This is a genomic window from Sorangium sp. So ce204 (assembly GCF_051526795.1).
In the GTDB taxonomy this organism is placed as follows: domain Bacteria; phylum Myxococcota_A; class Polyangia; order Polyangiales; family Polyangiaceae; genus Sorangium; species Sorangium cellulosum_B.
Map to the genome: position 1 here is coordinate 10703299 of NZ_CP150317.1, position 26861 is coordinate 10730159.

Below are 26861 nucleotides of genomic sequence, written 5' to 3' on the forward strand. Positions count from 1 at the left end.
GCGCTGCGCGGGGGCGCCGCACCGACGCGGAGCGCCGGCCACGCACCTACAACGACGCCAAGCCCGCCGCACGGCGGCGCGCCCGCCGAATGTAGGCGCGACAACCGCAGATAACGCGGTGAACGGACCGCCGTATACGCGAGGACACGAGGGGATACGCGGGGACACGCAAGAGCACGGGGGGATACGCATGGATACGCATGAACACGCGGTGATACGCGAGTACACGCAGTAAGCCCTTTGAATCATGGAATATTTGTCTCATTTGTCTTGCCGATCGAAAGCTCACGAGTTTAGACTCTTATCATCCCATTCACCGCCGCTCGGTCAGGATCTGGGCAGGACTGGTTGATCTCAAGCGCGCACCCCGATGTGCGCCTCCCCCGCCGGGGGACCTGGAGGCACCATGACCCTGCGATCCCTCGGGCGCGCGCTCGCCGCCCTGACGGCCTTTCTCGTCCTCACGCTCGTCCTGGCGCGGCCGGCGCGCGCCAAGGGCTCTTCCGTCGATGAGCGGCTCGCCAAGGTGCTCGCCCGACACGGGTTCACCGGAGAGATCGAGTCGACGCTGGAGTCGCGGCTCGGGCGGAAGCTCGACAAGAAGCTCGCGAAGCTCGGGCGTGACCTCTTCTTCGACAGCCTCCTCGGCCTGAACGACGACAACTCGTGCTCAGGCTGCCACGCGCCGACCGCGGGCTTCGCCGACACGCAGTCGATCGCCATCGGCATCGACAACAACGGCGTCGTCGGGCCGCGCCGCACAGGGCCGCGCAACCAGCGCCGCACGCCCACCATCATCAACACGGCGTTCTATCCCACGCTGATGTGGAACTCGCGGTTCTTCGCCGTGTCCGGCGACCCCTTCGACAACAGCCAGGGGTTCTCGTTCACCGCGCCGGAGGGGATGTCGCTCTCCTCCCTGCCGCACCTGCTCAACGCCCAGGCGTTCATCCCGCCGACCGAGATCACGGAGATGACCGGGTACGAGGCGCCGCCGTCGCACGATGTCGTGCGCGAGGAGGTCACGGAGCGCGTGAACGACGTGAAGGCGTACCGGAAGCGGTTCGCCAAGAGCTTCCGGGCGGTGAAGCGAGGGGACGACATCACCTACGAGATGATCGCGGCCGCCATCGCCGAGTTCGAGATGTCGCTCACGTTCGCCGACGCGCCCATCGACAGGTTCGCCCGCGGCCGCCGGCACGCGATGACGCTGGAGCAGAAGCGCGGCGCGCTGCTCTTCTTCGGCGAGGCGGGGTGCGTCAGGTGCCACGCGGTGTCGGGGGAGTCGAACGAGATGTTCAGCGACTTCCAGCAGCACGCGATCGGCGTGCCGCAGATCGCGCCGAAGGACGACCCGGCGCACGCGAACGTGGTCTTCGACGGCCCGAACGCCGATGAGGACTTCGGCCTGGAGCAGGTCACGGGGGATCCGGCCGATCGGTACAAGTTCAGGACCTCGCCGCTGCGCAACGTCGCCCTCCAGCCCACGTTCTTCCACAACGGCTCGTTCACGTCGCTGGAAGGCGCCATCCGCCACCACCTCGACGTCTACACGTCGGCCACGGAGTACACGAACAAGCACCTCGATCGCGATCTGCGGGGTGAGATGGGCCCGCTCGCGCCCGTCCTCGCCGCCGTCGACCCGCTGCTGCAGGAGCCGATCGACCTCACGGAGGAGGAGATCAGCTGGCTCTGCGCCTTCGTCGGAGAGGCGCTGCTCGACCCGCGCGCGACGCCGAAGCGGCTCGAGGCGCTCATCCCGGAGGAGCTCCCGAGCGGGCGCGAGGTCCACCGCTTCGAGTAGCCGCGGGCCGGGCGGCGCTCACCTGGTCGAGCGCCCGCCGGCACCCCGGCTCAGCTGCGATCCAGGCAGCTGCTCAGCGACTCTTTCTGGATGCTGCACTCCTCGTCGTACTTCGCAGGATCGCAGTGGTCCTCGGCGTGGCTCCGACACTCGAGATACGACTCCCAGGCGTCGTGGCAGCCTGCCTCCTCGGCGGCCTCCGTATCGGCGCTGCACATCGCGAGGCAGCTCTGCTCCGTCATGGCGTCCCCCGGGCACTCCACGGCTTGCTCACAGAGCTCAGGGCACCCCTCCTCGCCGTGCTCGTCGCTGCAGCCCACGGCGACGAGGGCGAGCACCAACATGGTCATTGCCTTCATCGGCCCACCGTATCACGAGCGCGACGCCGCGCGCTGGCGCGGCCCAGGTGCGCGCCAGTGGGCAGCCGCCAGGGCGGCGCGCCGGCTCTCCGGCGGCCGCGCCCGGGAGGGTGCGGCTCAAGGCAGCAGCCGGGAGAGGAGGCTCCACTTCGCCGAACGACCGGACTTCATGGCGAGGACCGTGGTCACGCCGATCACCCCCGCCGTGAGGGCGATGTTGAGCGGCCCCATGACGCCGAGGAGCCGGTGCAGCGCCGCGGCCTTCGCGGGCGGGCGAGGCGCCGGCGCTTCACCCTCCTTGAGGAGGGGCAGCCCGCCGTCGGGCGCCTCTTCGAGCATCTGCTGTCCGCCCAGCATGCTGGCGACGCTCGTGGCGAGCGTCGCGCCCAGGAGGACGTCCTTCAAGCGCACCAGATCGCGGGTCTCACGGTCGATCGATCGCCCCGAGATCACCGTCCGCCCGATGAACCAGGTGGCCGCGGCGGTGCCGAGCGAGATCGCGCTGACGAGGTTGTACCGCTGCCATGCGTCAGAGAGCACCTTGCCCCGCTCGGCCTCGGAATGGATGTCCTTGACCGCCTGGCGCAACGCCAGCCGGCCAAAGAGGGGGCCGCCGAACCCCGCGGCCAGACCGAGCTCATGCAGCACCCATGCGGATGTCGAGAGTGTAGCCATGTCGTTCCACCTCATCGCGACGCACAAGCAAGATCGTGCCCAGGGCTTGACTGCGCGCCAGGATCCAGGCTGTCGCAGGCGCGCCGCCTCGGCAGCGCGCCGGCGCCCGCGAGGTCGGGCCCGGCGCGGCCCCGCGAGGACGGCGCTTGCCCGGCGCCAGGTCACGTCGACAGGTACGTCGGGCCGCCGCGCAGCACGGCATTCCCGCGAGCGCCGCTGAACTCTCGTCCGGCGGATGAACCACGCTCGTCGACGAGCGCGGCGGCGGCGGGGCGGAGCACGTCGACCACGGCCTGCCGCCGCAGCCGGTGGAGCTCGTCGGCCGCCAGGAACCCGTGGGAGGGCGGGAGATCGCGGTCCGCCATGCCCGGCGCTCCGGCGCCCACCTGCTCGAGCGCGCGCGCGAAGGCCGCGGCGACGCGCTCTCGAAGGCGCGCGCCGCCCGTCGTGACGGCCCAGCGGACGAACGCCCAGGCGAGCTCCGCGTGGCGGGCCTCGTCGCGCGCGATCGCCTGGAGCGCCATGCGCACCGCCGGCGGCTCTGCCGCCTGCGCCGCGACCTCCGCCTCGATGGCCGAGAGGGTCTCTCCGACGCAGCCCTCCACGACGGTCGCCAGGGTGATGGCCTCGAGCGAGCCGAGATCGTCGAGCGCGCCGTGCAGGGGCAGCGGGCCGACGCCCACCGGCTCCCCCGCGTACGCCGAGGCGATCGCGAGCGCGAGGCGCGCGTGCCGCACCTCGTCGAGCGCCGCGCGGTGCGCCGCTTCGAGCAGCTGGGGAGGCGCGCCCTGGGCCATCAGCGCGAGCGCGAAGCGGCCGAAGGAGGCGACCGAGGCGTGCTCGTTCTGGCCACGCTCGGCCCAGCGCCGGGCGAGCTCGCGGCGCGCCGCGGGCGCGAGCGCGCCGAGGTCGGTGTCGGCGAGCGCGCGCTCGAAGCGCCGCACGTCGGTCTGCGACCACGCGCTCGGGGCGCGCGCGAGCGGCGCGACGCGCGGCTCGCCCCGGACCAGGAGGGGGCGCCCTTCACAGGCGATGGAACCGACGAGGTAGCAGCAGCTCGCCGGATCCGACGCCTTGCGGTTCGCGTAGGGGCCCTGGATCCACCCGGCCGCGCCCTCGCCCTCGGGGCTGCACGTACACGTCCCCGAGCCGGGCGGCAGGTCGTCGAGGAGCGGCCCAGCCTCGGAGGCCGCAAGGCAGGCGCCGCCGGCCGGCGCCGTGCAGTGCACCTCGTAGCAACACTGGCCGTAATAGCCGCCGTCATGAAACGGCCCGACGCAGGTCGGATCCGGATAGGGCTCGAGCGGCGCCGAGGCGTCGGGAGGATCGACCTCGCCACCTCCGCCGGCCCCCGACGTCGCGCCTGCCGTCGAGCTCGAGCTGGATGTCGCGCCTTCAGGCGAGCTCGAGCCGGAGCTCGGCCCCGACGTCGCGCCTCCAGGCGAGCTCGAGCTCGCGCCGGATTCGATGTGCGTGCCGCAGCCCGACACCAGCGCAAGGCTCGCGCCCCACTGGGATGCGACCAGGATTCGAAGCAGGAAGTTTCGCATGGACGGCGACAAGCAAGGCATGTACCGGGCGACCCCACGTGTCTCCGGCCGCCGGGAGAGCACCGCCGTGCCAGCATGTGCCATCGCCCTGTCCCCTCCACGCGGCCTCGGCCCATGCTGCCGGTGGACCTTCCATCCGGCCGCGGCCCTGGATACCGGGTCTCGATGTCACCAGACCCCCCGGACCGCCGGGCAGATCTGGAGCGGCGCGCGCGATGGTGCGTCCGCCCCGAGGAGGCCTCATGCGGATCGTTCTCGATAGCTCCGTCGCCATCGCCTCGATGAAGCTTGCAGAGCCCGGGCACGCGGACGCACTCGCGTTTCTCGAGCGCGCCCGCGCCGCCGTGGCCGCGGGCGCGGCGCGCGTGCTCGCGCCGCCCGAGCTATGGCTGGAGGTGTACGTCGCCGAGCAGCGGCTCGCGGCGTCGCGGCGGGCCGCGCCCGCGGCCACGAGCCCGCTGGGGGGCCTCGCGATCGAGCTGGTCGCGCCCGTGGACGCGGGCGCCATCACGGAGTTCCTCGACCAGCTGACGAGGCGCATGCGCGGCCGCAGGCCCTTCGCCAACGCGACCGACCTCGTGTATCTGTGGGCCGCCCGCTGCGCGGATGCGACCGTGGTGACGCTCGACGAAGGGCTCCTCAAGTACCACGGTGTCGTCTGCGATGTGACAAGGCCGCAGCACGTCCGGCTCGAATCCGGATAACGCGTCGCAGCGAGCGGCAATGCACGTCGCGACAACCGCCGTCCGAGAAACGTCGAAAACAGCATCTCTGGGTGGTCACGGCGCAAGTTTACACTCCGCACAAATGCACTTGTCGCACCCGGCGAGGGCAGCTATCCCTGAGCGTCGCAGCGGAGCGCGCGGAGCTCGCGAGCCTGGGCTGCGCGGCGAGGCGCATGCGAAGTACATCGCTTATTTCACCGGTCCTCCCGGTGAGCTTGGCCCTTTTGACCACCCTGGCTGCGCCGCAGGCCCACGCCCGCCGCGCCGGGCTTGCGGTGGAGGGGTGCAACGGCTGTCACACCGGCGGCGCGGTGCCGGACATCACCATCGACCATAGCCCCAAGAACCCGGCGGCCGGCGAGACGGTGACTCTGCAGGTGCAGATCCGTTCTGCCAACATCAACGCCGGGGGCATCTATCTCCTCACCGAAACAGGTCGGCTCTCCCCCATCAACGGTCAAGGCACCAAGCTCATCGACGAGCGCCAGCTCGTCCACGACGCGCCGAAGCGGGCGAGCGGCGGGGTCGTCCGCTTCGACGCGCAGTGGATCGCGCCGGGCGCGCCGGGCGGGGTCGTCGTCCAGGTGTGGGCCCTCGCGGCCAACGGCGACAACAGCCAGCGCGGAGACGGCGCTTCGTCCGCCGACACCGCGTTTGCCTACGGATGCACAGGGACGACGTATTACCTCGATCGCGACGGCGACGGCTACGGCGACTCCAGCGTGCCCAGGGTCGATTGCACCCGGCCAGCCGATCACGCCGACCGCGGCGGCGATTGCGACGACTACAGCATCAACATCCATCCCGATCAGGAAGAGGCCTGCAACGAGATCGACGACGACTGCGATGGAGAGGTCGACGAGGAGCTCGCGATCACCACGCAGTATGAAGACGCCGACGGCGACGGCTACGGCTCGTTCTTCGGCGCGACGGTCACGGCGAAGTGCCCCCCCGAGGGGTACGCGCCGAGCTCCAACGACTGCAACGACAGGGCCCCTGACGTCCACCCGGACGCGACCGAGATATGCAATCTCGCCGACGACGACTGCGATGGCCGCATCGACGAGGGCGTGCGCGAGGTGTGCGGCGTCGGGATGTGCGCGCGGGAAGCGGTCGCGTGCACCCCCGGGTCATGCACGCCCGGCGAACCGAGCGCCGAGGTGTGCAACGCGCTCGACGACGACTGCGACGGCGAGGTCGACGAGGACCCAGGCCTCTGCGCGCCCGGCGAGGGCTGCCCGAGCGGCACGTGCAGCAGCGGGACCGGCGCCGGCACGGCCGTGAGCGCTGGCAGCGCCGGAAGCGCCGGAAGCGCCGGAAGCACGGGAAGCGCCGGCGGCGCCGTCGCCTCCGCGGGCTCCGCGGGCGGCGGCGCGCCGGACGAGGGAGGAGCGGACAGCGGCGGTTGCGCCATCGACGCCGGCGACCCCCGAGGCGGATCTCCGTGGCGGCTGCTGACGCTCGCCTCGCCGTTCGCCCTCCTCGCGTTGCGGCGGCTGCGGAAGAGTGGCACCCTACGGTAAGCCTTCCTTCCGAGCCTGAGCTCAACACGCATGCTCTCCGCCGCTTCGGTCGCACCGAGATCAAGATGCCTGTTTTTTCGTGCGGAGGGCATCACGGAGGCGTGCTGACGTCCAGGCGAGCTCCTCGCGAGCCCCACAGGGCCGCCAGCAGGCCGAGGTGCGCGGCCGCGTAGAGGGCGAGCATCGCCCGCAATGTCAGCGAGGCATCGAGGGGCAGCGGAAGCGCCACGCCTGCCCAGCCGATCACGAGGAGCCCCGAGATCGTCAGCGGCCCGCGCGTCCACGGCTCGCCTCGCCCGAGCCCGCGGGCGGCGAGCACATCGAGCGCGCCTGCGGTCCACTGGGCGAAGCTGATGAAGGCGAGATGAGCAGCCCGATCCGCGTGCGGAACAACGCCCTTCTTCGCGACGCCAGCCAGCACGCAGGCCGCGTGCGCGGTGCCGCCCAGGAGCAGCACGATGCCCGTCACGAGAGCGAAAGACGCCAGCGCGGGACGTGGAGACATGCCGCACACGATACCCGGGGAGCGAGAACCCGCGTTGCAAAAGCGGAGACGGCCGACAGCGCACGGTTCTTGCCGCCTCCTGCCCTTGTTCGACATTGGAGCGGGCGGCGTCACCCGTCGTCGAAGGCGTGCCGCCGGAGCTCCGCGTCGATCCGCGCCACCGACCGGGCATGCGCGCGGCGCGCGTCGGCGAACAGGGCCGGGTGAGCGCAGGCCGCGAGGATCTCGAGCGACTCCACGATGCGGGGACCAGGGCGATTGAAGAAGGCGTTGCCGTCAGCGATGTACACGCGGCCTTGCGCCACGGCCCGATACGTCGCCCAGGGCAGCACATGGGGGAGGAGATCGAGCTCATCGAGCGTGCGCTCGAGGGTGAAGCCGCACGGCTTGATCATCACCACGTCGGGATCGAGCGCGGCGAGCGCGGCCGGCGAGAGCGTTGGCGCGTGCTCGCCGGGTCGCGTCACGAGGGGTTCCCCGCCCGCGAGGGTGATGAGCTCCGGCATCCACGTGCCGCCGATCATGACAGGCTCGATCCACTCGACCGCGAGCACGCGCGGCCTGCCCGGCGCCGCGGCCGCGCGCGCGGCGACGGCGGCGGCGCGCGCGCGCAGCCGCTCGACGAGCGCCTCGCCGCCTGCCGGGCGGCCGATCCCCTCCGCGACGCGGCGAATGTCGGCCCAGATGTCGTCGAGCCGCGTCGGGTGCAGGTTGATGATGCGCACGTCCTGCCGCGCAAGGCGGGCGACGGCCGCGCGGACGTCCTCGAACGAGACCGCGCAGACGTCGCAGAGGTCCTGCGTCACGATCACGTCCGGCCGCGCCTCCCGGAGGGCGTCCAGATCGATGTCGTAGACCGCGAGCGCGTCCCGGAGGACGTCGCGGACCGCGGCGTCGATCTCCCGGCTGGAGCGCGCCGGCCTGAGCCGCGGGCGGGTGAGCACCGGGAGGCCGGTCAGCCCCTCGGGGAAGTCGCACTCGTGAGAGATACCGACGAGCTCGCTCTGAGCGCCCAGCGCGCAGACGATCTCGGTCGCGGACGGCAGCAGGGAGGCGATGCGCATGCGCGGTATTCTATCTCCTGGCGATCCCCGCGGGGCGCGGCGCGCACAATGCTCGTGAAGACAGGAGGTCCCCATGAGACTGCAAGGCAAGATCGCGCTGGTCACAGGGAGCAGCCGGGGAATCGGCCGCAGCATCGCTGTCCGGTTCGCCCGGGAGGGCGCCGACGTGGCGCTCACGTACCACAAGAGCAAGGAGGGCGCCGAGGAAGCCCTCGCAGAGGTCGAGGCCGCCGGAAGGCGAGGTCATCTGTTCGCCGTCGACGTCACCTCCGTCCAGAGCGTGCGAGGGCTCTTCCAGGAGGCCGTCGCGCGCTTCGGCCGGCTGGACGTGCTGGTCAACAATGCCGGGCTGGAGAAGCGGGCGCCGTTCTGGGAGGTGACCGAGGAGGACTACGATCAGGTCATCAACACCAACCTCAAGGCGGTGTTCTTCGGGAGCCAGGCGATGGTCCGTCACCTGCGCGAGGCGGGGCGACCCGGCAAGATCATCAACATCAGCTCGGTCCACGAGGATCTTCCGTTTCCCCACTTTGCGTCGTACTGCGCCAGCAAGGGCGGCGTCCGCATGCTCACGCGCACGCTCGCCGTGGAGCTGCGCGGCACCGGGATCACCGTGAACGCCATCGCGCCGGGCGCGATCGAGACGGAGATCAATGCCACTCTGCTCGAGGATCGCGACAAGCTGAGCGCGCTGCTCGAGCAGATCCCGCTGGGCCGCCTGGGAAAGCCAGAGGACGTGGCCGGGCTCGCCGTGTTCCTCGCCTCGGCGGACGCCGATTACGTGACGGGCTCGACGTACTTCGTCGATGGCGGGCTGACGTGGAACTACGAGGAGCAGTAGGCGGGGCGCGGCCCCTCGCCGAGGAGCGGCGTCGTTCGACAGCCTGGGCCGAGAAAAGTTTCCGACAGAATGCAATGCAGCGCGGCCGAGACCAGCGCCGGCGACCTGCCGCTGCGATGCCTCGGCGCGGAACATCTTTTGCACAAGCGTAACGCAAACGCACGTAGCCCACGTAACCCGCGTAGCCCGCCACGACACATCGCATTTTTGCGTCACGCGGCCAGCTCCCTGTGGCACCATGCGCGCATGACGGAGATCAAGACCTATACAGGTGGCTGTCACTGCGGGAAGGTTCGCTACGAGGTCAAGGTGGACCTGAGCGCTCCCGTGGTCATGTGCAATTGCTCACGCTGTTCGAAGCTGGGTGCGATGCTGGCCTTCGCACCGGTGGACCAGCTCACGCTCAAGGAGGGTGGCGACGTTCTCACCGACTACCAGTTCAACAAGAAGGTCATTCACCATGTGTTCTGCTCCGTCTGCGGCGTCGAGTCGTTCGCGCGGGGAGTCGGTCCCAACGGACAGGAGATGTGCGCCATCAACGTCCGCTGCCTGGACGACGTCGATATCGACACGCTCAAGACCATGAAATTCGACGGGAAGAGCCTGTAGTCGCGCCCCGGCTGGCCGGGGCCGCGGCCGACCATCGCCGGCCCTGCGCCGGCGCTCGCGCAGCTCCCGCTCGCGCTCCTGGCCGATCCGCGGGCACGAGCGCGGGCGACACGGGTAGACTGGGCGCGCGATGTCGATCGAACGAGCAAGCGCGCTCCTGGCCTCGGCCCGCTCAGCCCTCTTCATCACCGGCGCGGGGGTCTCCGCGGCCTCTGGCATCCCCACCTACCGCGGGATCGGAGGGCTCTACGGCGAGAAGGCGACCGACGAAGGGATCGCCATCGAGGAGGCGCTCTCGGGCGAGATGTTCCAGCAGCGCCCGGAGGTCACGTGGAAGTACGTCCACCAGATCGAGCGCGCGTGCCGCGGCGCGCGGCTCAACGCCGCGCACGCGGCGATCGCCCGGATCGAGCGCCGCCTCGAGCGCTGCTGGGTGCTCACCCAGAACGTCGACGGGTTTCACCGCGGCGCAGGCTCCACGAACGTCATCGACATCCACGGAGATCTCCACCGCATCCTCTGCACGCGCTGCCCTTACGAGGCGCACGTCGACGATTACGCGGAGCTCGCCCCGTGCCCGCGCTGCCCCGCGTGCGCCGCCGTGCTCAGGCCCGATGTCGTCCTCTTCGGGGAGATGCTGCCCCTGGAGAAGGTCGAGATCCTCCGGCGGGAGCTCGCGCGGGGCTTCGACGTGGTCGTCTCGATCGGGACGTCGAGCCTGTTCCCCTACATCACGAGGCCGGTGCTGGACGCCGCTCACGCCGGGGTTCCGACCATCGAGATCAACCCGGAGCTCACCTCGATCTCCACCGCCGTTTCGGTGCGGCTTCCGATGCGCGCTGTCGAGGCGCTGGAGGGGATCCTCGCCGGCATCGAGACCGGCGGCTGATCTTTCCGCGCGCTGCGTTGCAGCTGCTCGGCCTGCCACCAGGCGACGGCATGGCCTGCGCGGGGAGGCGGTGCGCAAGACTGTGGCTCGCGGCGCTGCCGGCCATGGCGACAGCGCTAGCCAACCACATGTAATTACTCATTATTCAGCGCCAACCCGAGTCCGCCTAGCGGCCCGGGCTCGGTTGCGGCAAGGTGCACCGCATCATGGCTGCCCGCTTCGAATCGATCGTCCTGACCGACCAGCTCGAGCTCCCGGCTCGGGATGCGCGCTCGGTCCGCGCTGCCTGCAATCCCCGGTTCGATCTGGTCGGCAAGGACCTGCTGGCGCTGCGAGAGGATCTCTCGAGCGTGCGCGGCGGCAACCGCATCCAGCGGATGGAGGAGTGCATTCGGGGCTCGCTCCGCGGCGACTACCAGGTCCAGCTCCTCAGTGGGCACCCCGGCAGCGGGAAATCGACCGAGCTCCGCTGGCTCGCCGGCGAGCTGCAATAAGGACAGACAAGGGCAGAGCTTTCACGCTGTCGTGGTCGATCTACAGGAATACCTTGACGTCCGGGATATCCAACTTCCTGAGTTCATCACAGCGATCTTCTCTGCGATCCTGGATGACGAGGTGCTCGGTCCTTATGCGCGAACATCGACCACGGCAAGGAAGGTGTGGAAAGAGGTCCTGTCCTGGGTGAAAGGGTTGGGCATCTCGCTCGACGCTGAGATCCCCGCGGGCGTAGCCAAGCTCAAGCTGTCGCTCAAGACGTCGCCCGGCCTGCAGAAGCGCTACCGCGAGGCGAGCCGCGATCATGTGACATCGCTGATCGAGGGCCTCGGCGATCTGATCCAAGACGTGCGCTCTCATCTCGTGAAGCAGGACATCGAGGATCTCGTCATCATCGCCGACAACCTGGAGCGCATCGAACGACTCCAGCTCGACGACGGCACAAAGCGCACGACACACGATCTCTTCTTCCTGGAGCAGCTTCCGCTGATCCAGAACGTCCCTGTTCACCTCATCGTCACGATCCCCGTCTCGCTGCACTTCACCCAGGGGCGCCTCCGACACGTCTACCGCGCCCCGAACGACGTCGTCTTGCCCATGATCGCCGTCCGCGCGCGGGGGACCGGCGCCGAGATCCCCGACGAGGCGGGCGTGGCGGCGCTCCGCAGAATGCTCGCGCGCCGGATCGACTGCTCGGTCGTGTTCGCCGACGACGACGCGCTCCGTCACGCGATCGTCCAGTCTGGCGGCTGCCTGCGCGATCTGCTCCGCATCGTGACGCAGGGCGCGCTCATGAAGCCCGAGCTCCGGCTGACCCATGCGGAGATCGACGGGGTGATGAAGGAGTTCGTGGGCAACATGGAGCGGCTGCTTCAGGGCCGAGCGTACCTCGCTGAGCTCCACCACATCGTCAACACGGGTTCTTTCCCGGGCGCCTTCGATGATGAGGCACGCCAGTGGCTGCTCTACGAGCTCGTCGTGCTCGAGTACAACGGGGAGACCTGGTACGACGTGCACCCGTTCGCGCGGCGGACGCACGCGTTCCGGCAGGCGCGCAGCGCGCCGACCGGGGGCTGAGCGGCGTCGTGCTCGACATCGACGCGGACGGCAGGGTGGACGCACTCTGGCGGGCCGTCGCCTGGAGCGAGTCGTTCGCGCTGATCTTCGTGCACGTCCCCCCAGGCCCGGCGCGGGACGAGCTGCTCGATCGCTTCCAGGCTTGGTCGGGGCGCGACGGGATGCCCGACGTCCTCTTGGTCACGCTCGGCGCGGCGGAGCGGCCGTTCGACAAGCTGGAGAAGCTCGGCCTTGGCGACGCGGGGCGGACGGCGGTGGTCCTTGTCGGGCTTGAGCAATGCGACGTGGGCGCGCGCGTCTCCCCCGCGCTGGCCGAGCTGAACTTCGCAAGGGATCTCCTGCCGCGGCTCGTGCCGGGGCCGCTCGTGCTGATGGCGTCGGACGAGGTGTTCGATGCGCTGCTTCGAAGCGCACCGGACCTCTTCACGTGGCGGCAGTTCGAGATCAGCGTGAGGGCTGCTGGAGAGCCGCAAGCGCAGCGGGAAGAGAGGGCGCACGCGCACCTGCCGCCGTCGAAGGGGAGCCTGGAGGAGGCACAGGCCGAGGTCGCTCGGCTCTCTAAGCTGCTGCAGGGCGTGGTTGAGCGGCGGACGGGGCATGGCGATCTCGAGGGTGCAAGGGTGCGGCTTCGGCTTGGCCGCGCATTGCTGGATGCCTATCGGTACGACGAGGCAGACGTTGAGCTGCGGGGCGCCTTGGAGGCATATCGGGCCGCGGGCGAGGCCAAGGGCGAGGCCGATAGCTTGCATGCCATCGGCCTCATCGCGTTGCACCGTGCGGATTATGAGCAGGCACGCCTGCATTTCGAGAAGGCGTTGCCGCTCTATCGTCGCATCGGCGATGCGCTCGGCGAGGCCAACTGCATCCACGACCTCGGGGACATCGCGTTGAACCGCTCAAACCACGAGCAGGCGCGCGCGCATTTCGAGCAGGCGCTGCCGCTCTATCGTCGCATCGGCGAAGTGCTCGGCGAGGCCAATTGCGTCCAAAGCCTTGGGGACATCGCGTTAAACCGCTCAGACCACGAGCAGGCGCGCGCACACTTCGAGCAGGCGCTGCAGCTCTACCACCGCGCCGACAACGTGCTCGGCCAGGCCAACTGCATCCACAGCCTTGGAGGCATCGCGCTGGAACGCTCGCATCACGAGCAGGCGCGCGCGCATTTCGAGCAGGCGCTGCCGCTCTACCGCCGCATCGGCGATGTGCTCGGCGAGGCCAATTGCATCCTGCGTCTCGGACGCATCGCGCAGGAACGCTCGGATCATGAGCAGGCGCTCGCCTGTTTCAAGGACGCGCTCCAGCTGTATCGTCGCATCGGGGATGTTCTCGGGGAAGCCAATTGCATCCACAACCTCGGCGCCATTGCATTGGACCGCTCAGACCACGAGCAGGCACACGCGCATTTCGAGCAAGCGCTGCAGCTCTTCCGCCGCATCGGCGGTGTACTCGGCGAGGCCAACTGCATCCGAAACCTCGGTATCATTGCGTTGGACCGCTCAGACCACGAGCGGGCGCGCCTGCATTTCGAGCAGGCGCTGCCGCTCTATCGCCGCATCGGCAGTGTGCTCAGCGAGGCCAACTGCGTCCAGGGCCTTGGGATCATCGCGCTGCAACACTCGGATTATGAACAGGCGCGCACGCACTTCGAGCAGGCGCTTCCGCTCTGCCGCCGCGTCGGCAACGTGCTCGCCGAGGCCAATTGCATCCTAAACCTCGGTGACGTCGCACGCGATCGATCCGACCACGACGCTGCTCGCGCTTGCTACGAGCAGGCGCTGCGACTCTTCCAGCGCCTCTCGGAGCCGTACTCAATCGGCCTCACGCACGAGCGGCTGGCACGCATCGCCACCGACGCAGATCTCCGCCGCAGACACGTGGAAGCTGCGCATGCGGCCTGGGCGAGCATCGGTCGGCTCGACCCGTTGCTCGACCCGTTGGAGGAGCTCGTCCCCGGTTCGGGGAACGATCCGTCCGGTGCCTGACAAAGAGAACGTTACTCGGCCGGCTCCTCGTCCCCCAGCCGGTCGAGCTCGCCCCAGAGCTCGTCCAGATCGACCACCAGCCCGTCGCACCCCGGCACCGCCTCGACGCGCCCGCTCGCGGCTGCCTGCGCCCACACGTAGCGCCCGTCCGGGCCGAGCTCGTAGATCTCCAGCATCCTCGTCGCCGGATCGAGCAGCCAGTACCAGCGCACGCCGAACGCCGCATACTCGCGCAGCTTCTCGATTCGGTCGCGGTGGACATCGCGCGGCCGCGGCGAGACCACCTCGATCATCACGTCCGGCGGGCGCCGCATGGGCCCGCGCCGCGGCGGGGGCCTCTGCCCGGGCAGCACCATGGAGACGTCCGGCTTGCGCCCGCTGCCCTTGCGGAGGAGGTACTTGAGCTCCGAGCCGGCCACGAAACCGCCGCGGGCCGCTGCCCACGCGCCGAGCACCCGGATGAGCCACATGACGGCGGTCTCGTGGATCCAGTCCGGCACCTCTTCCTCCACGAGCACGCCGCCGACGAGCTCGCCCGGCTCGTCTTCGGCAAGCTCCAGCCAGGCCTCATCGCTGAGGCGGTCCGAGCTGTCCCGAGCAACGGCGGCGCCAGCCATCACGGCTTGTGAGGATAGCACGCTTCCACCCCACGGCGCCGCCCTGCTCCTTGGCCGCGCGCACCGCGGCGAGCGCCTCGCGGAGATCGAGAATGCCCCCGGCGCTCTCGAGGCACACAGCTCAATCGCCCGCGGACGGCGCGAGCGGCACCTTGAGGCGCTCTCGAGGCACACAGCTCAATCGCTCGCGGAGGGCGCGAGCGGCACCTTGAGATAGACGCGATCGACGTCGATCACGACGCCGACCGACTCGAGCTCGATCTGCGCGCCGGGGCCCAGGATCGACAGCAGCCACCGGCCGTCCGGCTGCCGCTGGAAGTGCTCGATGCGCACCTCCTTCTGGGAGACGAGCACATACTCCGCGATCGAGGGGACGCTCCGGTACTGCGCGAACTTGTCGCCGCGATCGTAGGCCTCCGATGAGTCGGAGAGCACCTCGACGATGACGTTCGGGTTGAGGAGCGTGTCGATCTCCGCGTCCTCGAACACGGGATCGCCGCAGACGACGGACGCGTCGGGGTACACGTAGCGCCCCGTGGGCGCGATCTTGACGCGCATGTCGGAGGTGTGGACCTCGCAGGCGCGCTCGAGCAGCGCATTGCCGAGCTCGCGCTGGATGTTCCCCGCCAGCAGGCTGTGCGCCCGGGTGCAGCCCGACATCGCGAAGATCTCGCCGTTCGCGTACTCGTGCTTCTGCTCGGAAGCCCGCTCGAACGCGAGGTACTCCGCGGGGGAGAGGCCGGTGCGCCTGGCAGGATGTCCCATCGCCCGGTCAGCTTAAGGCATCCGCCCCTCGGGGGCGAGGCGCCCCGCCTGCCGTGCCGCCACGCGCCCCCGGCGCGCGCTCCCCTACGCCCCTACGCCCCTACGCCCCTACGCCCCTACGCCCCTACGCCCCTACGCCCCTACCCTGATTCCGCCGCCGCCCCCGGCGGCGCGGCCGGCTCGGCCTTCTTCGGCTGCTTCTTCCGGCGGCTCTCCAGCCACGCCCTGCGCTTCTCCACCCACTTGGCGAGATCCTTCGCCAGCCAGCCGCCCTTCTGCCGGCCCACGATCTCCCGCAGCAGCAGCGCGGCCTGGCCGTGGCCGATGCGCATCGCGAACAGATCGTCCATCACGATCTTCGCCCACCGCGTCCGGCGCACCGAGTCCATGTGATCGACGAACTGCTCCACCCGGAGCAGCACCTTCGTCCCGACCCCCGTCTTGCCCGTCACCACGAGCGCCGCCGTCTTCTCCTTGTCGAGCGCCTCGAGCCTGCGGATCGCCCCGTCGATCAGGTTCGCGTGCTCCGCCCACCCGGCGCCGCCCTGCTCCTTCGCCGCGCGCGTCGCGGCGAGCGCCTCGCGCAGATCGATCAGGCCGAAATCCGAGTACGACAGGAAGAACGTCAGCACCTCGCGCCGCGCCGACGCGTTGCTCTGCATCCGCTCGATCGCGGTCCTCACGCGATCCATCGAGAGCCACCGGTAGACGAAGTCGAGCCCGGTCCCCTTGATGTTCTGCGACCCCATCAGCCGCGCGTCGAACCCCGGCGGGATCTCGCGCGTGATGAAGTCGATCACCTTGTCCCCCTTCGCGTCGGCGTTCCACAGGACCGCGATGCGCTCGAGGCACAGCTCGCGGAACGCCGCGCGGAACGCCTGGTTGGCCTCGGCGTCAGCGCCCCGCGACAGCGCCGCCTCCACCTCCGCGCGCGCCTTGTCGCGGCGGGCGAGCCGGCGCGACAGCCGCGCCGCGTGGTGGACGATGTCCGGGCGGATGTCGTCCTCCCCCGCCGGCGGCGCGTGCGCCTCCAGCGCCTGCTTCACCGCCGCCTCGATCGCCTCGGGCTCCCCCTTCTTCCCCGCCACCGCGGGGCCGCCCACGATCGCCGCCGCCGCCGCCTCGTCGATCGCCGGCAGCGCGCGCAGCATCCGGGTGAGATCCTCCTCGAAGGCGCCCGCCCGCGCCGGGACGCCCACCTTCTTCATCTGCTCGTCGAAGCGCTCGAGCGCGCGCTCCTTGCCCCCGTCGCCCGTGATCACCATGTCCCGGAGCCGCGCGTCGAGCCCCTCGGTGATGAACTGCATCATCCCGCCGAGGTTCGAGTTGATCAGCACCACGTGATCGACCCCGATGTCCTCCACGATGATCTGCGCGAACACGCGCGACCGCGCGACCCGGTCCGCGCGGTTGTTCACCACCATCACCGTCGCCTTGCCGGGCGTCGCGTCCATGTCGTGCTTGTCGAACGCGAGCCGCGTCCAGTTCGACATGAACCCGGCGCGCTCGTTCGCGCTCATCCCGTTCGAGAACGTGAGCTTCCGCCCCCGGTACTGCACCGTCGGGTACGTCTTCAGGACGCCGAGATCGAGGATCACGTGATCCGCGATCTCGACCAGCGCGAACTCGCGATCGACGCCGAAATGGTCCGCGAGCGCCAGCACGAGCGCCACGTTGCGCGGGTGCTCCTGGTAGGGGAGCCGATCCAGGAGGTCGACCGGCAGGAGGTCGGCGTCGATCGGCGGGATCGCGACGAGGTTCGTCCCCTTCCGCTGCGCCTGGTCCTTGAGCAGCGGGAGCATCTGCTCCTCCGTCGTGAACGACAGCCCGTCCGTGGGCATGAAGCGCGCGATCACCCGGGCGACGTCCTCGCCCCCGGGGCCCTGGATGTCCTCGTGATCCGGGTAGGCGTTCGTCAGCGTCGTGATCTCGTCGCGCATCCACTCGGAGCAGAGCGTGTCCACGAAGAGCGGCTGGAGCGCCATGCACTCCCACAGGAACACCTGGGCGCGGAGGTTCCGCCCGGCCGTGAGGATGTTCCGCTGCTCCCAGATCGTGGCCTTGTCGTACGGGCGGTAGATGAAGATCTCCTGCGCCGGCAGGTCGCGCATGGCGTGGATGAACATCGCCTCGCAGCCGGTCGTCTTCACGACGACGTCGTAGCGGAGCGCGTGGAACAGCGCGGCCTTGAGCCGCTCCGAGCCGCTCTTGCCGCGCGTGCCCCAGCCGCCGATCGTGAGCGGGATGCCCCGGCGGGCGCGCTCGATCTGCGCCGCGATCCACGCGGCCCGCAGCACCATGTACGCGAGGACGAGGAACACGATCCACGCGAGCTGCGTCGGGACGTTGCCCGCCGGCGAGACGAGGTACGAGAAGAAGCCGTCGATCCAGACGGGCACCGACGGGCCGGCGAGCCAGTCGCGGCCGCTCTGGAGCAAGGGCGGCAGCGCGACCGCGAGGTACTTGCCCGGCAGGTGCGGCTCGATCGCGTACGGGCGACCCTCGACCTCGCCCCCGGTGTCGCCGAGCGCGACGGTGAAGCCGAGCTCGCCCGTCATCAGCGTGAACTTCTTCTGCTCGGCCGGCTCCTGCGCCACGAGCGCGCGCATGCGGGCCTGGGCGTAGCGGTCGTAGCGCAGCGTGAGCAGGGCGCGGGCGCGCAGCCGGTGCGCGAGCTTGGCCGGGCCGCGCACCGTGACCGTGCCGCGCGCCGTGATGAGGCGGATCTCGCGCTGGGTCAGGCTGGCGGCGGCGAGCAGGTCGTCGATGCGGGGGACGAACGGCCCCCAGCCGCCGACGGGCGGGTAGACGTGGCGCTCGCCCGGCACGCGCGTCGGCGTGACCTCCGCCATGCCGACCGGCGGCGCGACGAGCTCGCCCGCGAACAGGCGGCCGTTCGTGTGGATCCACCCCTTGCGCTTGTCCGGCATCGGCGTGCGCATCTCGTGGATGAGCCGCCAGAGGCGGAAGCCGCGCGGCTCGCCGCGCGTGAGCAGGTACCGCCCCCGGCCGCGGCGCCGCAGCGTGTACGTCATGTCGCCGCGCGACGCGACGACGAGCGCGCGCTCGACGTCCCTGGGCTCGGCGTCGGCCGGGAGCTCGACCGGCGCGCTCTCGCCCTCCAGCAGCTCCGACGCCGCGGCGAGGAGCGTCTGGCGGATGTGCTCGGCGACCGGGCGGCTCTCGACCTCGAGCAGCCGCAGCGCGGCGGCGGCGTCGTCCGACAGGTCCGGCGAGATCGCCGGGCGGCTCGCGAACTCGGCGAGCAGCTCGACGAAGGTCCCCGGAGGCAGCGGGGCGTAGGGCCCGGCGCAGAGCGTGCGCACCGCCTCGAGGGCCGCGCGGGACGCGAGCGGCGGGCCTGGCTTCGCGAGGGCGAAGCGGACGGCGCGCTCGGCGAACGGGGCGGCGTCCGCGTGGTCGGTCGCGTGCCGCGAGAGCTCCCGCAGCGCGTAGCCGCGGACGCGAGGCGACCCGTCGCCCTCGGCGATCTCGGCGAGCGCCGTGAGGGCCTCCGCGCCGCCGAGCTCGACGAGCTGGCGCACGAGCTCCTGGCGGACGTGCTCGCTCGGGTCGTCGCGGGCGAGCAGCGCGATGGCGAGCGGGTCCGCGCTCGCGGGCGCCACGCGGGCGGGCGGCGCGCCGGCGGCGGGATCGGCGCTGAGCCGGGGCGCCGAGTCGGGCGCGGGCGTGTCGGGCGGCCCTTCGCCCTCGCGGGCGCCTCCGGAGGCGGCGGCGGCCTCCGGCGCGATGGTCGACCGGCTGGCGCGGCTCGGCTGCGCGCCGTTCGAGCGGCGCGGGTCCCGCGGGGCGCCGGCGAGGCGCGCCGCGCGGTCGAGCGGGATCACCGGGGCGGACGGGCGCGCCGCCGCGCCGAGGAGGCGCAGGGCGTTGCGGCGGAGGATGGGGCCGTCCTTGTCGGCGGCGTCGCGCGCGCGGAGGCGCTCGGCCAGCAGGGAGAACGCCTCGTCGGGGAACAGGAGGACGCCGATCTCGAGGGCGGCGATCTGCACCCAGCGGGACGCGTTGACCCCGCGCGACCACGCCAGCACGGAGCGGGCCGCGTCGAGCCCGAGGTGGCCGAGGCGCTCGCGCGCCGGGAGGCGGTGCAGGAGGGCGACGGCGGCGAGCAGCGCGGCCCGGCGGACGGGCGCGGGGCGGCTCGGCTCGGCGTGCGCCATGGCGAGCCGGAGGGCGCCGCCGTCGCGGGCGACGTGCACCGCGTCGGACGGGTCGTCGAGGTGCTTCGCGAGGTGGGTGAGGGCGTGGTAGGCGACCTCGATCTCGTCGAGGCGGTCGGCGATGGCGGTGGCGAAGCGCTCCTGGGCCGCCTCGAGGTCGAGGTTGCGGCCGAGCGCCGACAGGTCGCCGGCTCGCTCGACGCGCGCGGCGGCCCAGCCGAGCAGGGAGGCGGCGCCGCTCCTCTCGCGTTGCTCGCGCTCTCGCGCCCAGACGCGGAGCTGCCGGGCGAGGAGCTCGCGCCGCTCGGCGGGGGTGGCGGCCGACTGGTAGGCCAGCACGAGCGCAGACTCGGCGCTGCGCAGCCGGTCGACCTCGGCGGCCGCGCCGTCGGCGCACCGGGCGAGCGCGGCGAGCAGCGCGGGCCTCGGGTGCTCCTCGTCGCCCAGGTCGGCCGTGACGCGCGCGACGACCGTGGCGATGGCGCGCGGGCGCAGGCGCACCTCGATCTGGGGGAGGCTGTCCTCGATGACCTCCGCGATCGATCGTGGCGCGGCGGTCCAGGAGTCAGGCGACTCGCGCGAGCTCACGGCGCCTCCGCGAGCGCGCGAGGGCGAAGGGGACGCGCACGAGGGCGGAGGCGGCCTTGCGTCGGGGAGCGAGGGGCACCGTGCGGCGAGACCATCGGCGGGCGAGCAGCGTACACCGTCGCGCGGAGCTGTCGCGAGCCGCCGCTCGTGCGATCTGCGCGCCCCTCGCCTTCCCGCGCGCGGGAAGGCGGACGGCGCCTGTTCAGGGCGAGCTCTCGGCGAATGTGTCGCAGTCCTCGACGCGGCCGCCCTGCATGCCGCGCTTGAACCAGGCGACCCGCTGCGCCGACGAGCCGTGCGTCCACGTCTCCGGGTTGACCCTGCCGGTCGCGGCCTTCTGCAGCCGGTCGTCGCCGATCGCGGAGGCGGCCCGGAGGGCCTCGTCGACGTCGCCCGCCTCGAGCAGGTCGCGCTTCTGCGTGGAGTGGGCCCACACGCCGGCGAAGCAGTCCGCCTGGAGCTCCATCTTCACGGAGAGCGCGTTCTTCTCGCCCGGGCGCGCGGCCTGCAGCTGGCGCAGGCGGCGCTCGGTCCCGAGCACGTTCTGCACGTGGTGGCCGATCTCGTGGGCGAGCACGTACGCCTGGGCGAAGTCGCCCGGCGCGCCGAACCGCGCCTTGAGCTCGCGGTAGAAGCCGAGGTCGATGTACGCCGTCCGGTCCGCCGGGCAGTAGAACGGGCCCATCGCCGACTCGCCGATATCGCAGCCCGACCTCACGGAGTCGGTGAACACCGTCAGCACGGGCGCCGGATAGCGCTGCCCCGTCCGGCTGAACACCTGCGTCCACACGGCCTCCGTGTCATCGAGGACGAAGGAGACGAAATCGACGAGCCGCTCCTCCTCGGGCGAGCTCGCGCGCCCGCTCTGCGCGCCGGGGATCGCGGAGCCCTGACCGAGCCCCGACAGGAGATCCTTCCCGAAGACCAGCGAGAGCACGAGCAGGATCACCGTCCCGCCCACACCGAGCTTCGCTCCGCCGGATGCGCCGCGAAGGTCTCGGAGGTTTGCACTGCGTTTCCCAGGTGTCCAGCGCATGGCCAGCGCATGTATAGCGTGGACCGCGCATCGGGTGGTACCTTAGCGTTCGGTCGGGACGTGCGGGTATTGCGCGCCTGGTGGTGGCGCCGGCCTGGCGGCGCGGCGCGACCGAGCGAATCGCCGCCTGCGCCTTGCCATGAAGAACACGAGGCCTCTCTCGGCGCCTCTTGTGAAGACACCTCTCTGCGCCTTCAGGCGTCCTGGCGGTGCCGCTCCTCGGCTCGCCGATGCTCGCTTGTCGTCCCCGGAAGCCGATGAGACCATGCGCGCCATGAAGAGCAGAGCACACCTCGCCCCCACGATCGCGCTCGCGGCGCTGGCCTTCGCCGCCGGCTGCAACGAGCCCTCCGGCGCGGCCAGCGGGGCCGCCGAGAAGCCCTCGCAGGCCGGCGCGTCCGGGGCCGCCCAGCCCGCCGCGCTCAAGGCCGGCGACGCCGCGCCCGACGTGACCTTCACGCTGCACGACGGCAGGGACGTGAAGCTCTCGAGCCTGCAAGGCAAGCAGGTGCTCGTCTATTTCTACCCCAAGGACGATACGCCGGGCTGCACCGTCCAGGCCAAGGGCCTGCGCGACGGCTGGGCCGATCTCCAGAGCGCCGGGCTCGAGGTCTACGGTGTCTCGACCCAGGACGCGCAGAGCCACGAGGCCTTCATCCAGAAACACGAGCTCCCGTTCCCGCTCGTCGTCGACGCCGGAGGCGCGATCGCCAGGGCGTTCCGCGTGCCGCTGCGCAACGACTTCGCCGCGCGCCAGTCCTTCCTCATCGGCAAGGACGGCAAGATCAAGCAAGTCTGGCTCGAGGTGGATCCCAAGGAGCACGCCTCGGCGATCCTCGCCGCCGCGAAGAGCTGAGCGCCTCCGGAGGTCGCTACGCGCTCGCCGCCGGCCGAGCCTTCCGGCGGTTCAGCGGCGGGCGAGGCCGGCGCGCTGCGTCGCGCAGTCGAACACGATCTGCGCCAGATAGGGCGCAGAGGGGTCCTCGGGGGGGGGCACCGAGATGCTCTTCGTGCACCTCTCCCGATAGGGATGCCCGGCGAGAGAGCCCGCGTCTTTCATCACCTCGGGTGTGTAGGCGGGCCACCTTATCGTGGCCGCGCAGGAGGTCGTGCGGCAGTCCACGTCCACGACCTCGAGCGTTCGGCCCGGCGCGATCGCGCCGAGGTCCGCCTGGAAGCTCTCCTCCGCCCTCCCGGCCCATCCCGGGTCGCGGCGCTGCTGCGCGTGCGCGTCGATGACGCCCGTCCACCAGGCGGCTTCCTCGCGGCGCATCGCCTCGGGGTCGAGCGGCTCCGCGCCCTCGCGCCCCTCGCTCGGGGCGGCCTCGGAGCCCTCCTCCTGCGGATCGGCGGCGCTCTCGAGATCGGCGACGCGGCGCTCCAGCCGCCCCACCCGTTCGGCGTCGCCCTGGCCCGCGGCGCGCTCGCGCGCCGGGTCCTGGATCACGCGCGCTCCGCGCGAGGGTGCCTCCCGTGGGGGTTGCTCTTCGGCGGGCGCGGTCCTGAGCAGGCTCACGAGCGAGGCGAGCAGCGCCGCCGTGGAGATCCCCATCACGGCGAGGCCTGTCCGCGAGGAGCGCAGGCGGGTTCGTTCGTCGTTCATCTTCGTTCCTCTCCCTTCGTGCCGGAGGTCGCGAGCTGGAATCGATGCAGGGGGAATGGCGCAGCCGGGGCCGCGCCCGCCGGCCCGCGAGGCCAGCGGGCGCGGCCCGCGGATGCGGGCGCGCAGCTCAGTAGTCGGTGACCTTGATACCGTTGAGGGAGCTCATGGCGCCGAGGGTCACGTTGACGTAAGGGAACCAGCTCGCGTAGCTCGGGTTCAGCAGGACGCTGGAGGTGACGGCGGGCTGCAGAATGGCGCTGGCGTCGTTCGAATCATCGTCGCCACCGCACACAAAGCTCGTGCCCGTCGGGTTCCTGACGCATGCGCTCGCGCTCGAGAGGCTCCCCAAGGGGTTGAGGACGTACACCTTCAGGGTCACGATGTCGGAGTGCTCCAGCGTGCTGTCCGACGGCAGCGTGCAGGTGATCTTGGTGGAGCTGGAGAGACTGGTGTTGACCACGGACGGGCCCTCGTATCCGCAGTAGCCGACGCCGAGCCGCCGGAACGCCGCCGCCGAGGCGTCGCCGGAGTCGAGCATCACGAGCGAACCCGCGCAGAGACATGCAATCGCACCCAGGGTCTTGATCATCGTCTTCATGGTGATCCCTTGTGGTTTTCGTTTCGCCAACGCGGCCGTCCAGCGGGCCGCGCGCTCGTATTCAGCAAGGCGCGGGCCTGCGCGCGCCGGCGCGGATTGGGGGCACCGCTGACGAGCAGGACCTGCGCCCGCCCCTTGAAAGGAACGCGATCTCCTCCACGGGAATCCCATGGAGGGGAGGTGCAGCGCTGCGCGGCGTAACGGTGGAGCGTCCAACCCGTTACGGGGGGACCTGTGCGGCGGGGTTTCCGCGGCGCAACGCGGTGTATCACCGGCGTAACATCCGCTTTCATCGCTGACGCTGGGCGCGACGCGGTGGCCTCGCTGTACCGGCGCTCTGCGCTGCCTCAAATGGCGATGCGCCTCGCGGAACGTCCGGGATCGAGGTGGCTCTCCAGGCTCCACGGCCTGCATGCTCTCAGCCGGTCATCGGCGGGAGGAGGATTGCGCCAACGGGCGAACGTCAGGGGACGAGGCCCGATGCACCGGGCGGCTCTTGTCCAACCCTGGAGGCGCCTCGCTGCCAGGCTCGAAGAAGTCGGCAAGGACGGCAAGATCAAGCAGGTCTGGCTCGAGGTGGCTCCAAAAGAAGCACGCCTCGGCGATCCTCGCGGCCGCGAAGAGCTGAGCGCCTCCGGAGGTCGCTAGCTCTACTGCGGGAAGTTGCCCCGGATCAGCAGAAAAACCGCCAAGCCGCCAAGGACGCCAAGGGGAGAGGGGAAAGCTGGCCGTCCGGGCATTCCCCCCTGTTCCCCGGTTTTCTTGGCGTCTTATGGCGTCTTGGCGGTTCGCTTCCCCGGCCGACTTCCCGCAGTAGAGCTAGGCGCTCGCCGCCGGCCGAGCCGCCCCCGCGGCGGCCGCGGGCCTCCAGAGCCCCAGCGCGCGCGCGCACGGCAGCACCACCTGGGCGAGCGCCGCGCCCTGCAGCGCGCGCACGTCGGCCACGGCGAGGTGCCCATGCGCCGCGAGCGCCGCGGCGCGGCCGCCGCCCGGCTCGGCCCCCGGCGGGGGCGGACGCCCGAGCGACGCCGCGGCGGCCTCGAACACCTCGGCCACGGCCCGGCGGACCGACTCGCCGCCCGCCCCGATCGCCCACGCCACCGTCAGCCACGCGAGCTCGGCGTGCCGCGCTTCGTCCTCCGCGATCACCTCGAGCGCCGCCCGCACCGCGGGGTCCTCGGCGCGGGCGCGCTTCTCCGCCGCGATCATCGCGGCCACCGTCTCGCCGACGCAGCCCTCCTCCGCGGCGGCGCGCGCCAGCGCCGCGAGATCCGCGGCGATCGGCACCGCCGGCGACATCGGGAAGGCGGCCGGACCGACAGGACCGCCCCCGTACGCGGTCGCGAGCGAGAACCCGAGGCGGGCGTGACCGACCTCGTCGAGCGCGGCGATGTGGGCCGCCTCGACGAGCGACGACGGCGCGCCGTGCGCCATGAGATCCAGCGCAAAGCGCGCGAACGACGCCACCGACGCGTGCTCCTCCAGCGCGCTCCGCAGCCAGCCGCCGGCGAGCGTCTCCCGCTCCTCGTCCGTCAGATCCGCCAGCGAAGGCAGCTGCCCACCGGCGCCGCTCGCCGTCGCACGCGCGAGCCACCCCGCCTCGGCCGGCCGCGGCGCCGCCGTGAGGTGGTGCCCGTCCAGGGAAAAGGGCCGTCCCACCGCGGCGCAGTCGATGGTGTTCTCCTCGACGATCACCTCGTAACAGCACGCGCCGTCACGGCGGGTCGCGTCGCTCTCCACCGACACGATCGTGTCTTTCTCCAGCTCCCTGTCCTTGCCGTCGCAGGGCCGGTAGATGGTCCTGAACTCCTCCAGCGCCGCGTCGCGGTCCAGGCAAGCCCCGAGCTCGTCGAACCAGTCGAAGCAACGGAGCTGCTGGGCGCTCTCGGCCTCGGCCGCGGCCTCTCCGCAGCCCGGCGCTGCGACGAGGAGCGCTGCGGCCGCCGAGGGGCCGGCGCTCTGCAGGAGACGGGCAATCAGCGTTCGTCGAAAGGATCGGTCGAGCAGCATGACGTGCACCTCCAGCCCATGCTCGCTGCCTCATGCGCGCGGCGAGGAGCTCGGAACAGGGCGGCTTGTACCTGACGCTCCCGCCCCCATCGCAAGACATGGTCCACCGCCGCGCGGGGCTCGATCGCGTCGAGAGCCGCGGTTTTCGCGGGGAGCGCAGCGGCCCCCCTCGATCGTCGCGCCGCAGCGCTGACACACTCCGGCACTCCCCCGCCCGGGCGCGACGGTGACGGGACCTGCGCGACGGCGCCGCCTACAGCGGGCTCACGTTGGTCGTGAACGACGCGTTCCGCAGAATGCGCCGCTGGCCGAGCGGCGTCGTGAAGCCGTTCTCCTTGTGGAAGGTCGAGGTGCTCCCGCCGCAGCTCGGATCGTCCCCGGCCCAGCGCTCCGGGCAATGCGCCAGGATGTAGTCGCGATCCGGGTTGCTGCTGCCGAGGCCGTTCCACCGGGTGTGCTTGACGCAGGCGGCGCCGTCCACCGTCCACTCGGCCTCGAGGCTCATGCCAGAGCCCACCGTCTCGGTCTGGATGCCGAGCGCATCCCAGACGTCGATCGCCGTCCCGGCTTGGGTGTGCGGCACGCCGTCGCCGCAGTAGTCCGCGCGCACCATGCGGATGCACGCTTGATGGAAGTACGAGAGATCCCTGTCCTCGCAGCCGCTCGCGTTGCACTCCGCCTCGGCCATCCATTCCCTGTAGCCCCACTCGGCGCACTTCCCGATCGCCGCGCCCTGACAGGCGAACGTGAACATGCCCCCGTCGTCCGAGTGGGCCCCCGTCACCGCGTTCCACGTCCCCTTCACCGGGATCGCGTCGAGGCCCTCGCCGCAGATGTTCACCCAGACCCCGGGGCCGGCGCTGTACTTGACCGTGTAGTACTGGAGCCCGTCGCGCTCGACGACGTTCGTGACGCGGACGGCCACCGACGACCCATCGTCCAGGACCGCCTCGACGTCCGCGCCGATGAAGTCGGCCCCGGCGACCGGCGCGCCGTCGCCCTCGCGCGTGCCGACCAGCGTCGTCGCGTCCAGCGAGACGCCGTTGAAGCGGACCCCGTTGAAGCGGACCCCGTTGAAGCGAACCCCGTTGAAGCGGACCCCGTTGAGGGCCATGCCGTTGAGCCTGCTCATCGCGAACGAGCTCTCCGCCAGCGCTTCCTCGTCCTCGCCGCCGTCGATCTCCGCGGCGCAACCGGCGCCGAGGGATATGAGCCCGACCATCGCCCCTGCCAGGAACCCTCGCTTCAACATGATCGCCTCCGAACGCTGCCGCTAAAGCCGTGACGCCTTGCGCATCGACGGTCTTCCCTCGGGCGGTCGGGGCCCGATCACGCGAGCGACGGAGCCCGCGTCGGCTCGAGCGC

At 71.2% G+C, this 26861-nt stretch carries 23 protein-coding genes; 10 read left to right on the plus strand and 13 right to left on the minus strand.

Translation table 11 applies throughout. From position 1 onward, the window contains the following. The first annotated feature begins 406 nt into the window (after positions 1-406). Positions 407-1804, plus strand: coding sequence for a cytochrome-c peroxidase (locus tag WMF22_RS40205; RefSeq protein ID WP_437295232.1), 1398 nt, complete (start codon positions 407-409; stop codon positions 1802-1804). A 50-nt stretch (positions 1805-1854) separates the two neighbouring features. On the opposite strand, the gene WMF22_RS40210 is transcribed toward WMF22_RS40205, so the two are convergent. The 3 genes from WMF22_RS40210 to WMF22_RS40220 form a co-directional block, all read right to left on the minus strand. Next, positions 1855-2148, minus strand: a complete 294-nt coding sequence (locus tag WMF22_RS40210) for a hypothetical protein (protein WP_437295233.1) — start codon at positions 2146-2148, stop codon at positions 1855-1857. Positions 2149-2280: 132 nt separating this feature from the next. Then, entirely contained in the window at positions 2281-2838 is a 558-nt protein-coding gene (locus WMF22_RS40215) for a hypothetical protein (RefSeq protein ID WP_437295234.1), read from the minus strand. A 161-nt stretch (positions 2839-2999) separates the two neighbouring features. Further along, positions 3000-4388: a hypothetical protein gene (locus WMF22_RS40220; protein WP_438033154.1), complete on the minus strand. Its 1389-nt coding sequence runs from the start codon at positions 4386-4388 to the stop codon at positions 3000-3002. 242 nt (positions 4389-4630) lie between these two features. Between WMF22_RS40220 and WMF22_RS40225 the strand changes: the two genes are divergently transcribed. Then, positions 4631-5092 (plus strand): PIN domain-containing protein, encoded by a 462-nt coding sequence (locus WMF22_RS40225; RefSeq protein ID WP_437295236.1) that lies wholly within the window; start codon positions 4631-4633, stop codon positions 5090-5092. Positions 5093-5337: 245 nt separating this feature from the next. Further along, the gene (locus WMF22_RS40230; protein ID WP_438033155.1) at positions 5338-6636 is read left to right on the plus strand and encodes a putative metal-binding motif-containing protein; all 1299 of its coding nucleotides are present in this window, start codon (positions 5338-5340) and stop codon (positions 6634-6636) included. Positions 6637-6727: 91 nt separating this feature from the next. Here WMF22_RS40230 and WMF22_RS40235 read toward each other — a convergent pair whose 3' ends face one another. Continuing rightward, entirely contained in the window at positions 6728-7141 is a 414-nt protein-coding gene (locus tag WMF22_RS40235) for a hypothetical protein (RefSeq protein WP_437295238.1), read from the minus strand. 110 nt (positions 7142-7251) lie between these two features. Continuing rightward, the gene (locus WMF22_RS40240; protein ID WP_438033156.1) at positions 7252-8205 is read right to left on the minus strand and encodes an ABC transporter substrate-binding protein; all 954 of its coding nucleotides are present in this window, start codon (positions 8203-8205) and stop codon (positions 7252-7254) included. Positions 8206-8278: 73 nt separating this feature from the next. On the opposite strand from WMF22_RS40240, the gene WMF22_RS40245 reads away from it, so the two are divergent. From WMF22_RS40245 to WMF22_RS40270, 6 genes are all read left to right on the plus strand, one after another. Beyond that, entirely contained in the window at positions 8279-9046 is a 768-nt protein-coding gene (locus WMF22_RS40245) for an SDR family NAD(P)-dependent oxidoreductase (protein ID WP_438033157.1), read from the plus strand. Positions 9047-9292: 246 nt separating this feature from the next. Continuing rightward, positions 9293-9655, plus strand: coding sequence for a GFA family protein (locus tag WMF22_RS40250; protein ID WP_438033158.1), 363 nt, complete (start codon positions 9293-9295; stop codon positions 9653-9655). A gap of 130 nt (positions 9656-9785) precedes the next feature. Further along, a complete protein-coding gene (locus WMF22_RS40255) occupies positions 9786-10544 on the plus strand; it encodes an NAD-dependent deacylase (protein WP_437295242.1) in 759 nt (252 codons plus the stop codon). Between the two features lie 206 nt (positions 10545-10750). Next, a complete protein-coding gene (locus WMF22_RS40260) occupies positions 10751-11038 on the plus strand; it encodes a hypothetical protein (protein ID WP_438033159.1) in 288 nt (95 codons plus the stop codon). Positions 11039-11225: 187 nt separating this feature from the next. Next, on the plus strand, positions 11226-12116 hold the full coding sequence (locus WMF22_RS40265) for a hypothetical protein (RefSeq protein ID WP_438033160.1): 891 nt from the start codon (positions 11226-11228) through the stop codon (positions 12114-12116). A gap of 8 nt (positions 12117-12124) precedes the next feature. Continuing rightward, positions 12125-14098, plus strand: coding sequence for a tetratricopeptide repeat protein (locus WMF22_RS40270; protein ID WP_438033161.1), 1974 nt, complete (start codon positions 12125-12127; stop codon positions 14096-14098). Between the two features lie 11 nt (positions 14099-14109). Here the strand turns inward: WMF22_RS40270 and WMF22_RS40275 are convergent, their stop codons facing one another. From WMF22_RS40275 to ypfJ, 4 genes are all read right to left on the minus strand, one after another. Then, positions 14110-14715 carry a Uma2 family endonuclease gene (locus tag WMF22_RS40275; protein WP_437301665.1) on the minus strand — a complete coding sequence of 202 codons (606 nt, stop codon included), beginning with the start codon at positions 14713-14715 and terminating at the stop codon, positions 14110-14112. Between the two features lie 177 nt (positions 14716-14892). After that, positions 14893-15480 carry a Uma2 family endonuclease gene (locus tag WMF22_RS40280; RefSeq protein ID WP_437295245.1) on the minus strand — a complete coding sequence of 196 codons (588 nt, stop codon included), beginning with the start codon at positions 15478-15480 and terminating at the stop codon, positions 14893-14895. A 140-nt stretch (positions 15481-15620) separates the two neighbouring features. Further along, positions 15621-20249: a capsule biosynthesis protein CapB gene (locus tag WMF22_RS40285; RefSeq protein ID WP_438033162.1), complete on the minus strand. Its 4629-nt coding sequence runs from the start codon at positions 20247-20249 to the stop codon at positions 15621-15623. A gap of 202 nt (positions 20250-20451) precedes the next feature. Next, positions 20452-21285 (minus strand): KPN_02809 family neutral zinc metallopeptidase, encoded by an 834-nt coding sequence (gene ypfJ, locus WMF22_RS40290; RefSeq protein ID WP_438033163.1) that lies wholly within the window; start codon positions 21283-21285, stop codon positions 20452-20454. Between the two features lie 274 nt (positions 21286-21559). Between ypfJ and WMF22_RS40295 the strand changes: the two genes are divergently transcribed. Beyond that, positions 21560-22141: a peroxiredoxin gene (locus WMF22_RS40295; RefSeq protein ID WP_438033164.1), complete on the plus strand. Its 582-nt coding sequence runs from the start codon at positions 21560-21562 to the stop codon at positions 22139-22141. 51 nt (positions 22142-22192) lie between these two features. On the opposite strand, the gene WMF22_RS40300 is transcribed toward WMF22_RS40295, so the two are convergent. From WMF22_RS40300 to WMF22_RS40315, 4 genes are all read right to left on the minus strand, one after another. Next, positions 22193-22888 (minus strand): hypothetical protein, encoded by a 696-nt coding sequence (locus WMF22_RS40300; protein WP_438033165.1) that lies wholly within the window; start codon positions 22886-22888, stop codon positions 22193-22195. A 127-nt stretch (positions 22889-23015) separates the two neighbouring features. Further along, on the minus strand, positions 23016-23486 hold the full coding sequence (locus tag WMF22_RS40305; RefSeq protein ID WP_437295249.1) for a hypothetical protein: 471 nt from the start codon (positions 23484-23486) through the stop codon (positions 23016-23018). An 819-nt stretch (positions 23487-24305) separates the two neighbouring features. Next, a complete protein-coding gene (locus WMF22_RS40310; protein ID WP_438033166.1) occupies positions 24306-25496 on the minus strand; it encodes a ferritin-like domain-containing protein in 1191 nt (396 codons plus the stop codon). A gap of 253 nt (positions 25497-25749) precedes the next feature. Beyond that, on the minus strand, positions 25750-26748 hold the full coding sequence (locus tag WMF22_RS40315) for an ADYC domain-containing protein (protein ID WP_437295251.1): 999 nt from the start codon (positions 26746-26748) through the stop codon (positions 25750-25752). Positions 26749-26861 lie beyond the last annotated feature (113 nt).

Coding starts and splice junctions, on each gene's coding strand:
- WMF22_RS40205 (WP_437295232.1), top strand. CDS start 407: ATGACCCTGCGATCCCTCGGGCGCGCGCTCGCCGCCCTGACGGCCTTT.
- WMF22_RS40210 (WP_437295233.1), bottom strand. CDS start 2,148: ATGTTGGTGCTCGCCCTCGTCGCCGTGGGCTGCAGCGACGAGCACGGC.
- WMF22_RS40215 (WP_437295234.1), bottom strand. CDS start 2,838: ATGGCTACACTCTCGACATCCGCATGGGTGCTGCATGAGCTCGGTCTG.
- WMF22_RS40220 (WP_438033154.1), bottom strand. CDS start 4,388: ATGCGAAACTTCCTGCTTCGAATCCTGGTCGCATCCCAGTGGGGCGCG.
- WMF22_RS40225 (WP_437295236.1), top strand. CDS start 4,631: ATGCGGATCGTTCTCGATAGCTCCGTCGCCATCGCCTCGATGAAGCTT.
- WMF22_RS40235 (WP_437295238.1), bottom strand. CDS start 7,141: ATGTCTCCACGTCCCGCGCTGGCGTCTTTCGCTCTCGTGACGGGCATC.
- WMF22_RS40240 (WP_438033156.1), bottom strand. CDS start 8,205: ATGCGCATCGCCTCCCTGCTGCCGTCCGCGACCGAGATCGTCTGCGCG.
- WMF22_RS40245 (WP_438033157.1), top strand. CDS start 8,279: ATGAGACTGCAAGGCAAGATCGCGCTGGTCACAGGGAGCAGCCGGGGA.
- WMF22_RS40250 (WP_438033158.1), top strand. CDS start 9,293: ATGACGGAGATCAAGACCTATACAGGTGGCTGTCACTGCGGGAAGGTT.
- WMF22_RS40255 (WP_437295242.1), top strand. CDS start 9,786: ATGTCGATCGAACGAGCAAGCGCGCTCCTGGCCTCGGCCCGCTCAGCC.
- WMF22_RS40260 (WP_438033159.1), top strand. CDS start 10,751: ATGGCTGCCCGCTTCGAATCGATCGTCCTGACCGACCAGCTCGAGCTC.
- WMF22_RS40275 (WP_437301665.1), bottom strand. CDS start 14,715: ATGGCTGGCGCCGCCGTTGCTCGGGACAGCTCGGACCGCCTCAGCGAT.
- WMF22_RS40280 (WP_437295245.1), bottom strand. CDS start 15,480: ATGGGACATCCTGCCAGGCGCACCGGCCTCTCCCCCGCGGAGTACCTC.
- ypfJ (WP_438033163.1), bottom strand. CDS start 21,285: ATGCGCTGGACACCTGGGAAACGCAGTGCAAACCTCCGAGACCTTCGC.
- WMF22_RS40295 (WP_438033164.1), top strand. CDS start 21,560: ATGAAGAGCAGAGCACACCTCGCCCCCACGATCGCGCTCGCGGCGCTG.
- WMF22_RS40300 (WP_438033165.1), bottom strand. CDS start 22,888: ATGAACGACGAACGAACCCGCCTGCGCTCCTCGCGGACAGGCCTCGCC.
- WMF22_RS40305 (WP_437295249.1), bottom strand. CDS start 23,486: ATGAAGACGATGATCAAGACCCTGGGTGCGATTGCATGTCTCTGCGCG.
- WMF22_RS40310 (WP_438033166.1), bottom strand. CDS start 25,496: ATGCTGCTCGACCGATCCTTTCGACGAACGCTGATTGCCCGTCTCCTG.
- WMF22_RS40315 (WP_437295251.1), bottom strand. CDS start 26,748: ATGTTGAAGCGAGGGTTCCTGGCAGGGGCGATGGTCGGGCTCATATCC.